The 8,429-nt window shown below is 63.6% G+C and carries 7 protein-coding genes; 3 read left to right on the plus strand and 4 right to left on the minus strand.

Going from position 1 to position 8,429, the window contains the following annotated elements; translation table 11 throughout:
• Window positions 1–13: 13 nt before the first annotated feature.
• Together LB513_RS01065 and LB513_RS01070 are read left to right on the plus strand one after the other, a co-directional pair.
• Entirely contained in the window at window positions 14–1,033 is a 1,020-nt protein-coding gene (locus LB513_RS01065) for a glycosyl hydrolase family 8 (RefSeq protein ID WP_224661593.1), read from the plus strand.
• Window positions 1,030–3,186 carry a tetratricopeptide repeat protein gene (locus tag LB513_RS01070; RefSeq protein WP_224661594.1) on the plus strand — a complete coding sequence of 719 codons (2,157 nt, stop codon included), beginning with the start codon at window positions 1,030–1,032 and terminating at the stop codon, window positions 3,184–3,186. Before LB513_RS01065 ends, LB513_RS01070 begins: the two co-directional genes overlap by 4 nt.
• 135 nt (window positions 3,187–3,321) lie before the next feature.
• On the opposite strand, the gene LB513_RS01075 is transcribed toward LB513_RS01070, so the two are convergent.
• Window positions 3,322–4,338 carry an NADP-dependent oxidoreductase gene (locus LB513_RS01075; protein ID WP_224661595.1) on the minus strand — a complete coding sequence of 339 codons (1,017 nt, stop codon included), beginning with the start codon at window positions 4,336–4,338 and terminating at the stop codon, window positions 3,322–3,324.
• A gap of 93 nt (window positions 4,339–4,431) precedes the next feature.
• Here LB513_RS01075 and LB513_RS01080 point away from each other — a divergent pair, with 93 nt between their 5' ends.
• Window positions 4,432–5,337, plus strand: coding sequence for a LysR family transcriptional regulator (locus LB513_RS01080; RefSeq protein WP_224661922.1), 906 nt, complete (start codon window positions 4,432–4,434; stop codon window positions 5,335–5,337).
• A gap of 96 nt (window positions 5,338–5,433) precedes the next feature.
• On the opposite strand, the gene LB513_RS01085 is transcribed toward LB513_RS01080, so the two are convergent.
• Genes LB513_RS01085 through LB513_RS01095 form a run of 3 tightly spaced genes read right to left on the minus strand, consistent with a single transcriptional unit; the run spans window position 5,434 to window position 8,395 of the window.
• Entirely contained in the window at window positions 5,434–6,123 is a 690-nt protein-coding gene (locus LB513_RS01085; RefSeq protein WP_224661596.1) for an ABC transporter ATP-binding protein, read from the minus strand.
• Window positions 6,123–7,271, minus strand: coding sequence for an ABC transporter permease (locus LB513_RS01090; protein WP_224661597.1), 1,149 nt, complete (start codon window positions 7,269–7,271; stop codon window positions 6,123–6,125). Before LB513_RS01090 ends, LB513_RS01085 begins: the two co-directional genes overlap by 1 nt.
• Window positions 7,268–8,395, minus strand: coding sequence for an efflux RND transporter periplasmic adaptor subunit (locus tag LB513_RS01095; RefSeq protein WP_224661598.1), 1,128 nt, complete (start codon window positions 8,393–8,395; stop codon window positions 7,268–7,270). Before LB513_RS01095 ends, LB513_RS01090 begins: the two co-directional genes overlap by 4 nt.
• Window positions 8,396–8,429 lie beyond the last annotated feature (34 nt).

Raw genomic sequence — 8,429 nt, forward strand, 5'->3', positions numbered from 1 at the left:
GACGCTTGCGGCCATGTTGCCAGTAATCGCTGCATGTCCCCGGCCCGCGCTCGCGGCTGGGGCAGTAACGGCCAAGGAATGGGCTCTCTACCGGGAAAAATTTCTCGACCCGACTGGAAGAATCGTAGACAACGCGAATGGCAATATCAGCCATAGTGAGGGACAGGGATACGGTCTGCTCTTGTCTTACCTTGCCGAAAATCGCGGCGATTTCGATCGCATCTGGGCGTTCACCCGCACTGAGATGCTGCTGCGGGACGACGGATTGGCTGCCTGGAAATGGGAACCGGGCGCGACACCGCATGTGACGGACGCCAACAACGCCACTGACGGCGACCTGCTGATCGCCTACGCGCTGGCGCTTGCAGGACACGCCTGGGAGCGTCCGGATCTCACCACAGCGGCCGCCGGTATCGCTGCTGCGCTTGCGGCCGGGGGCGTCGAGAAGGTGGGAGACCTGGTGTTGCTCAAACCGGGCAATTCGGGGTTCGGGGCCGCTGACCGAGCCGACGGGCCGGTGATCAACCCTTCCTACTGGGTTTTCGAGGCGCTCCCCGCAATGGCGGAGCTCATGCCCGACGGGCCGTGGTCGGAGCTTTCCGACAGCGGCAAGACAGTACTCGCGGCCAGCATGAAGATCGGTCCGTCGGGCCTGCCTCCGGATTGGGTTTCGCTGAGAGCCAAGCCGCGTCCTGCCGACGGGTTTCCCCAGGAATTCGGCTATAACGCGTTCCGCATTCCGCTTTACCTCATTCGCGCCGGCAGCCGCGATCGCGCTTTGCTGGAGCCGTTCGTCACGCATATGCGCGATGCGGAAGGGCGCGTGCTTGTCGTCGACATCGCCCTCGGGCAAGCACGACAGGCGCTCGCCGATGTCGGCTATCGCATTATTCCAGCACTCGTGTCTTGCGTGCTCGATGGAACGCCTTTGCCGGACGAGATGCAGTCATTTGCACCGACGGACTATTATCCATCGACCCTTCAGCTGCTGGCACTTTCCTTCGCTAGGCGTCAGCATCCGGAATGTCTATGAAACCGGTCCTGTTCATAGCCGTCGGCATCTTGGCGCTTGGCGCTTTGGTGATACACAAAGCGGGTTACCTGGACTCCGGTGCGCTGCCGGTTCCCCCTACTGCGCCCAACGCAACTGTTGAAGACCAGGCACAGGGAGGTTCCAGCCAACCGACCACGGTCGCGCAACAGGCGCCGGCCCCAGCGGCGCAGGACACGCCCGTACCTGCTGCGCCGGCGGCGTCAAGCGGACCGGCAACCGCGCCGCAAGCGGATGCGGCAGCGCCGAAAGTCGACGAGACAGCGCTCCGCTACTTTGCCGCCAAGGGCGACACCAGGCGGCTTGAGGCGGAAATCGCCCGGCTGAAGGCTCTCTATCCGGAATGGACACCGCCAGATAACCCGCTGGCCTTCAGGCAGGGAGGCGATCCACAGCTCGACCAGATGTGGAAGCTGTATTCGGAAGACAAGCTGGCGGAAGTGCGCAAGGCGATTGCCGACCGGCAGGCTGCACAGAGCGGCTGGCAGCCTCCGGCGGATTTGCTCGAGCGGCTGGCCGTCGCGGAGGCCAGGGAACAGCTGGTCAACGCTTCCGATCTCAAGCAGTACGATGCCGTCATCCGCATAGGATCGGCGAATGCCAGCCTGCTGACATGCGGAGATGTCGACGTGCTGTGGCGGGTCGCCGAAGCATTCGCGAATACGGATCGCAAAGGCCGGGCCCGCGATGCGTATCTGTACGTACTGAACACGTGCAAGAAGCCGGAGGAACGCGTCGCGACCATCCAGAAGGCGCTGCCACTGCTTCCGCGGCAGGATCTCGACCAGCTTCTCGCCACCGAGCGCAAGACCGCCGACGGCAAGGGTGAATTCGAAGCGGTGCGCGGCGACATTGCCCGCCAGAGCCTGGCGAACGCCGATGCCGACCCAAAGCTGGTGATCTCGCCGGAGGACATCGCGACGGTCAAGGCATTGGCCGATAAGGACGGTCTGGCATCCGACGACATGCTGCTGGGCTGGTACTATGTGCGCCGAGAGAACCCGAAAGATGCGGAAACCTGGTTCCGCAAGGCGCGCGACAAAGAAAATACGGCCGCGGCTTCGCAAGGGCTGGCACTTGCCTTGATCCAGCAGTCCCGCTCGGCCGACGCCGAGGCGATCCTCTACGAATGGCGCGACGCCAACGACGACGTGCGGCGCGTCTACCTGGCCGCTGTTGCCAATCTCCTGGCCGTTACGCCGCCGGTGCCGCTGGCCCCCGAAGTGTTGCAACGCATGGTCCAGGCGATCTACGCGGCCAAGGATCCGGCGGCGGCCCAGCAACTGGGCTGGTATGCCGACGGGTTAAGCCAGTCGCAGACCGCGGCCCAATGGTTCAGGCTCGCCCTGGACTGGAAACCCGATGACGAGCCCTCCGCTTATGGACTAGCCTTGTCCTTGTGGAAAACCGGCGACAAGGCGGGCGCCAGGGAAATACAAGCCGCCTGGATCGGGAGATCCGAGCGCATACCGACTGTCGGCGAACGCAGCGTCGAGACCGCGGCCGTCGGCAGGCGAGCCAGGAACGCGGCACGCGCACGCGCGCAGGATGAAGACCAGCGCGTCGCCGTCGAGCAACCGACAAGGCCCGCCTCGGACGGCAGGGCAAGCCCGCAAGCGCGTGGGTGCCTGACGTCAATCGATCCGAGCACGCTTTCGCCGGAGCAGGCGCTGACGCGCGCCTGGTGCCTGATGGGCGTAAACCGGCCAGTCGAGGCCGCTGCCGCCTTCGAGGTCGCGCTGCGCGGCACCGGCAAGACGCAGGCCGACGCCGCTTACGGCCAGAGCCTGGCTTATTTGCGGGCCGGCCTCACGGACATGGCCGCCGTGGCGGCCTCCAAGGCCCCGATGGATGCCGACCGCAGCGTCGGCGTGCGAACGTTGCTTCTGGAGAACCAGGCGACAACGGCATTCAACCAGGGCCGCTATGTGGAGGCGCTGATGGCTTTGGACGAACGCTCCCGTATCGCGCCGGAGCGAACCGGGCTGATGGTGCTGCGCGGTTATGCCTATTTGAAGCTGCGCCGGTATGGCGATGCGGAGCAGGTCTTCCGCGCTGCGGCGGGAACGGGAAATCATGACGCGCTGAAGGGACTCAACGACGTCAAGACCGCCCGGGAGACAAAGATCCAGTAGTTTCCTCCGTGTCGCCAGTTGTCAGAGAACTCAGGGCAAGCGAGCGATTATCGCCCTGCGTTGCCCGGCGCTTGCGGTCCGATCAGATTGGCGACGAGACGCCTCGACAGGTCCACAAGCGCTTCGAGGCAGCAATCACTTTACCTCGAGCACGATCTTACCCTGGATGTGCCCTCGCGCCGCCCTTTCGTGCGCCAGCCGGGCCTCGGCGAGCGGATAGGTGCTGTCGAGCACCACTCGGATCGAGCCATCTTCGAGCAAACGCCCGACCTCCGCCAACTGCGCACCGCTCGAGCGGACCTGCGTTGCTGAAACCGTTACGCCCAGCTTCGCCGCTTCCTCGGCACCAGTGAAACCCAGCGGAAACACCGGGAACAATGCGCCGCCCTTCTTCAAAGTGCGCAGAAAACGCCCCGAGTTCGGCCCGCCGAGGGCGTCGATGACCAGATCGACGTCATGCGCCACGTCTTCGGGAGCCGTTCTGATATAGTCGATGAACCTATCGGCGCCGAGTTCGCGCAGAAGCGTCTCATGCTGGCCGGATGCCACGGCGGTGACATGGGCGCCCTTCAGCCTGGCGATCTGCACCGCGAAATGTCCGACGCCGCCCGCAGCCCCGTTGACGAGCACGGTCTTGCCCTCCAGCGGCACCGGCCGGTGCTGGCTTGGCTGGAGCGGGTTCGCCACATCATGACCCAATTCGATCAGGAACTGCCAGGCGGTCAGCAGCGACATTGGCGCTCCCGCGGCGTGTGAATGGTCGATCGCGGCCGGCTTGATCGCGACTTCGGAAGCCGGCACGCTGACATATTCGGCGTAGGCCCTGCTGTCGCCAGCGAGGCCAGAGGGAAAGCGGACCATCGAATAGACCTCGTCCCCGACGGACAAACCAGTAACATCGCTGGCCACCGCCTCGACGACGCCGGAGATGTCGGTCCCGAGGATGAGCGGGAAGGACACAGGCGGCTGCCATTCGGGTGGAAGCATCTTGTAGCCTTCACGCAGATACCAGTCGGGAGGATTGAGGCCGACGGCGTGGACCCGTACCAGCACTTCTCCGGGCTTCACCTCCGGCATTGGGGCGTCTTCGAAAACCAGAACGTCCGGGCCGCCGAATTCATGCTGCCGGATCGCCTTCATCATCTTTGTCATCTGGAATCTCCATCATGCAAGTTAGCGCCGGCAAGGGACATAAGTCTGCTCCCGGCGGTTGATAATTTTGCTCGATGGCTCTTCAATAGTGCTGTGAAGGAACAAATGGCACTGGAGCGGCTCACCGGCCTGATCGCGTTCGCAAGGGCCGGTTCCTTGGGCAGCTTTACCGCGGCCGCCCGTTCCTTATCCGTTTCGCCGTCAGCCGTCAGCAAGAGCATCCAGCGGCTCGAGCGTCATCTTGGGGTGCCACTTTTTACGCGCACGACCCGCTCGCTCGTACTGACGCCGGAGGGCCGCGACCTGCATGAGCGTGCGCTCCGGCTGTTGCGCGAAGCGGAGGAGATCGAGCAAGCCGCGATGACGGCGCGCTCGGAACCGTCGGGAACATTGCGAGTGGCGGCGTCATTGCCGATCGGGCTGCATGTAATCGCGCCCGCGCTGCCGTCGTTCCGGGCGCTTCACCCGAAGGTCACGGTCGATCTGAGACTGACGGACAGGATGGTTGACATCGTCGAGGAAGGGATCGACGTGGCCGTGCGCATCGGCGATCTCTCGGACTCGAGCCTCCTGTCGCGCAAACTGCCCCCATATCGGCTCTGCTGCTTCGCGTCGCCGTCTTATCTGGCGGCGCGCGGAACCCCGGCGCATCCAGACGATCTGCAGGACCACGAACTCGTCAACCTGCGGTATCAAAGCACGGGCCAGGTCTTCCGTTGGCCGTTCTGGGTTGGCGGCCGCGAGATCGAGATCATTCCCACCGCCGGCGTCGACATGAGCGACGCTGTGCTTGCGATGCTGGCGGCCGGCGGCGGCATCGGCATCAGCGCATCCTTCATAGCCGCGCCCTACGTCGCGCGCGGTGAACTCGTCGCGGTGCTCTCCGACTTCGCCGTCCAGCGGAGCAATATCACCGCCCTGTGGCCTGAGAGCCGCCGCGCCAACCCAGCCGTACGGGCTTTCCTCACCTTGTTGCGCCACGCTTTTCAGGGCGGCTGACTTCGTCATCGGCTTCGCCCTGAGTGTCGTTCATGGCGTGCTTGGATGCGCATCCTGGAATGAAGGGGCGGAAAGCAGGCCTGGGCCGAAACTGGTTCAGCGCGCCCGGCCGTCCTCGAGTTCCAGCTTGGAATCGAAATAGCCGACCCACCTGACATCATGGGTGACGACGCAGATCGCGACCTGACGAGTGTCCGCGAGATGGCGAAAGACCTTCATCACCATCTCCGCTCTTTGGCCGTCAAGGGCCGCGGTCGGCTCATCGGCCAGAATTACGGTCGGATCGTTGGCTAGCGCTCGGGCGATCGATACGCGCTGCTGTTCGCCGCCGGAAAGCTGGGCCGGATAGTTGGCGCCGCGATCGCCCATGCCCAATGCGGTGAGCAGGCGGCCGGCCCGCTCATGCGCCTTTTGGTGCCCGACATCATTGAGTTGCATCGCGATGGCGACATTGTCGGCAGCATTGAGGAAAGGGATCAGGTTTGCCTTCTGGAACACAAAGCCAAGATGCGTCCGCCTGAAAGCGCGCAGGTCGTTAAGCCGAGAGCCCGGCCGGGAAATCACCCTCCCGTCGAAAAGTACCTCTCCGGCGGTTGGAGTTTCCAGCAGGCCCGCGATCATCAGCAACGTCGTCTTGCCCGAGCCGCTCGGGCCGACGATACCGGTGACCGTGCCGGGGCTGAGCGCGAGAGAGCCGGAAGCCAAGGCCGTTATCCGCGAGCCGGCGCTCTCATAAATCTTGCTGACGTTGCGCACCTCCAATGTTGCCAGACGACGCGTGGACATCAAGCGAGCACGTCCTGCGCCCGGACCGCCAGAGCCCGGCGTATGGCAAACCAACTTGCGGAGAGACTGAGCGCCATCAGCACCGCCGACAGGACGCCGAGATCGGCCTCGGTAATGACGACACTCCTGGGAAATCTCGGATAGATGGTAAATGAAATCGCGATGGCCAGGACGAGGCCGCAAAAGCCGATAAGCGCCGCCTGCTGGGCGATCATACCGATGATCACCCGGTCGCGCGCGCCGATAAGCTTAAGCAACGCGATCTGTGCAACTTTCTCGATGGTCATCGTGTAGATGGTCAAGGCGATGACGGCGCAGCAGATGAGCAGCGTCATCGTCGTGAATGCCAGGATCTGGATCCGCAGCTTGCCTAGGCGCCCGTCCAGCAACAGCGTCTCCTGATCCTTCTTGGTCAGCACCTCGACATCGCCCCAGCGTTTGATCGTGTCACGCACGACCTCCATATCGGCGCCGGGCAAAGTCTCGACGATCACGGCGGCGACACTTCCGGTGTCATCGCCCAGCCCCATGCGGGTTTTGCCCTTGGCAGCGCGGTTGAGGAGTATCGCTTCGCTTGGCAACAGCCGGTTGATCACCTGGGCATCCGCGATGGTCACGAACAGCAGGCCGTCGCCTCCCATGTCGACCTGTCCCGCCGAGACGCCTACGATCGTATAAGTATCGCGGCCAAGCCGCACTTCATCGCCAACCGAAAGCCCCAGGGTCTTGTCGGCAATCGCTTCATAGCGGTTGGATTGAAAATAGCGTCCGGCGATCAATGGTATCCAGCTGCCACTGTCGCTGGGGAAGTCGACACCGGTGATCGACATTCTGAGCGGCAATCCGTCGAGTGTGAACTGTTGATTGTACTGGATAAATCTTCGCGTTCCGGCGACCCCGGCCACGCCCGCCACGCGGCGATCGAGGTTGGCCGGGACGGCAGAGGATTCGCCGAAGGGACCGGACTTGCCGCCCTCTACCACCCAGAGATCGGCGCCAATACCGTCGATGACAACAAGCGCCTCATGGACAATACCACGATACATGCCCAGCATTCCGATCGTCGCCGCCATGAGCAGGCCGACGCCGAAGACGGTGAGGACGAACCGCAGAAGATTGTGCCTGATGTCCTTGAGCGCCAGACTCATTGGGCAGGCGCCGCCACGGTGACCGCTTGATATTGAAAGCGTCCGATCGGGTTCAGCACGACGTCGCCGACAGCAAGGCCCCGCGTGATCTCAATGTCTGTGCCGCTGGAATAGCCAAGCGAGACCGGCGTCCAGTAGGCTCGGCCGTTGCGGGCAACCCAGAGACCGACGCGACCTTGGTCCCGCGCCAGGAAGTGCTGCGGAATGGCTAGGCCCGGGGCCGGCGATTGAGCCTGGATAACCACGTTCGCGCGCTGTCCGACAGCCCAGCTTGCCGGCACCTCCTCGAGCCTGAGGTCGACCGTGAATTCACGTGTCTCCTGGTCGACCTGGCGGCCTATGCGCAAAATGGAGGCAGCATATGATCGCTGCGGATTGGACGAGAACGTTACCTTCGCCGTCTGGCCCGGGTGCAGCGATGCCATGGCGGATTCATCGAATCTAGCGAAGACCAGGAGCGACTTGGGATCGACGATCTGCATCAATTCGACACCAGGCGACAAGAGATCGCCCACCGTGCGGCTGCGGGACACGACCACACCCTCCACGGGCGATCGGATGGAGGTTTCGGCAACCCGGCTCCGCAGTTGCTCGACTTCGGCTGACGCTTTCGCCGACTGAGCCTTCGACCGCTCTATCGTGACGACCGCGCGCGCCATCTCGGCTTCCGCCTGCTTTTGTGTGCTTTCGGTCAGGTCGAAGTCGGATTGAGAAACCGACTTGCGCGCGAGCAAGATCCTCCGGCGTTCGAGATCGGCTTTGGCGGCGGCGGCCGCAATGGCAAGTCGGTCACGCTCAAGCTCCGACTCGCGCACCGTTTCGGCCGCCGCCCGTTCGTTGGCGATGGCTGCCGCAAGCTGGTATTGAAGATCCGTGGCGTTGAGAGTGGCTAGGACCTGTCCGGTCCCCACCTGATCATTCTGGTCGACAAGGACCTCGGCAAGAAAGGCTTGAATGCGTGCCGTCACCACGACTTGGTTGGTGGCACCCAACAGGCCCGGCCCGGCAACTTCGCGCGCGAGCGAGCGCTGCGTGGCAACATAGGCCTCGACATTCGCCGGCCAGATGTACCAGCCCGAGAACACGCCTATTGCCGCCACAACGGCGAGCAAGGTTGAGATCAACCGAACCAAGTGCCCCTACCCCGCTCCGGCTTGG

The organism is Mesorhizobium sp. ES1-1, from assembly GCF_020164785.1.
Taxonomy (GTDB): Bacteria; Pseudomonadota; Alphaproteobacteria; order Rhizobiales; family Rhizobiaceae; genus Mesorhizobium.

Bases quoted from the DNA above. Each gene is read 5' to 3' on its own strand.
- LB513_RS01065 (WP_224661593.1), top strand. From the start codon at position 14: ATGTTGCCAGTAATCGCTGCATGTCCCCGGCCCGCGCTCGCGGCTGGG.
- LB513_RS01070 (WP_224661594.1), top strand. From the start codon at position 1,030: ATGAAACCGGTCCTGTTCATAGCCGTCGGCATCTTGGCGCTTGGCGCT.
- LB513_RS01075 (WP_224661595.1), bottom strand. From the start codon at position 4,338: ATGACAAAGATGATGAAGGCGATCCGGCAGCATGAATTCGGCGGCCCG.
- LB513_RS01085 (WP_224661596.1), bottom strand. From the start codon at position 6,123: ATGTCCACGCGTCGTCTGGCAACATTGGAGGTGCGCAACGTCAGCAAG.
- LB513_RS01090 (WP_224661597.1), bottom strand. From the start codon at position 7,271: ATGAGTCTGGCGCTCAAGGACATCAGGCACAATCTTCTGCGGTTCGTC.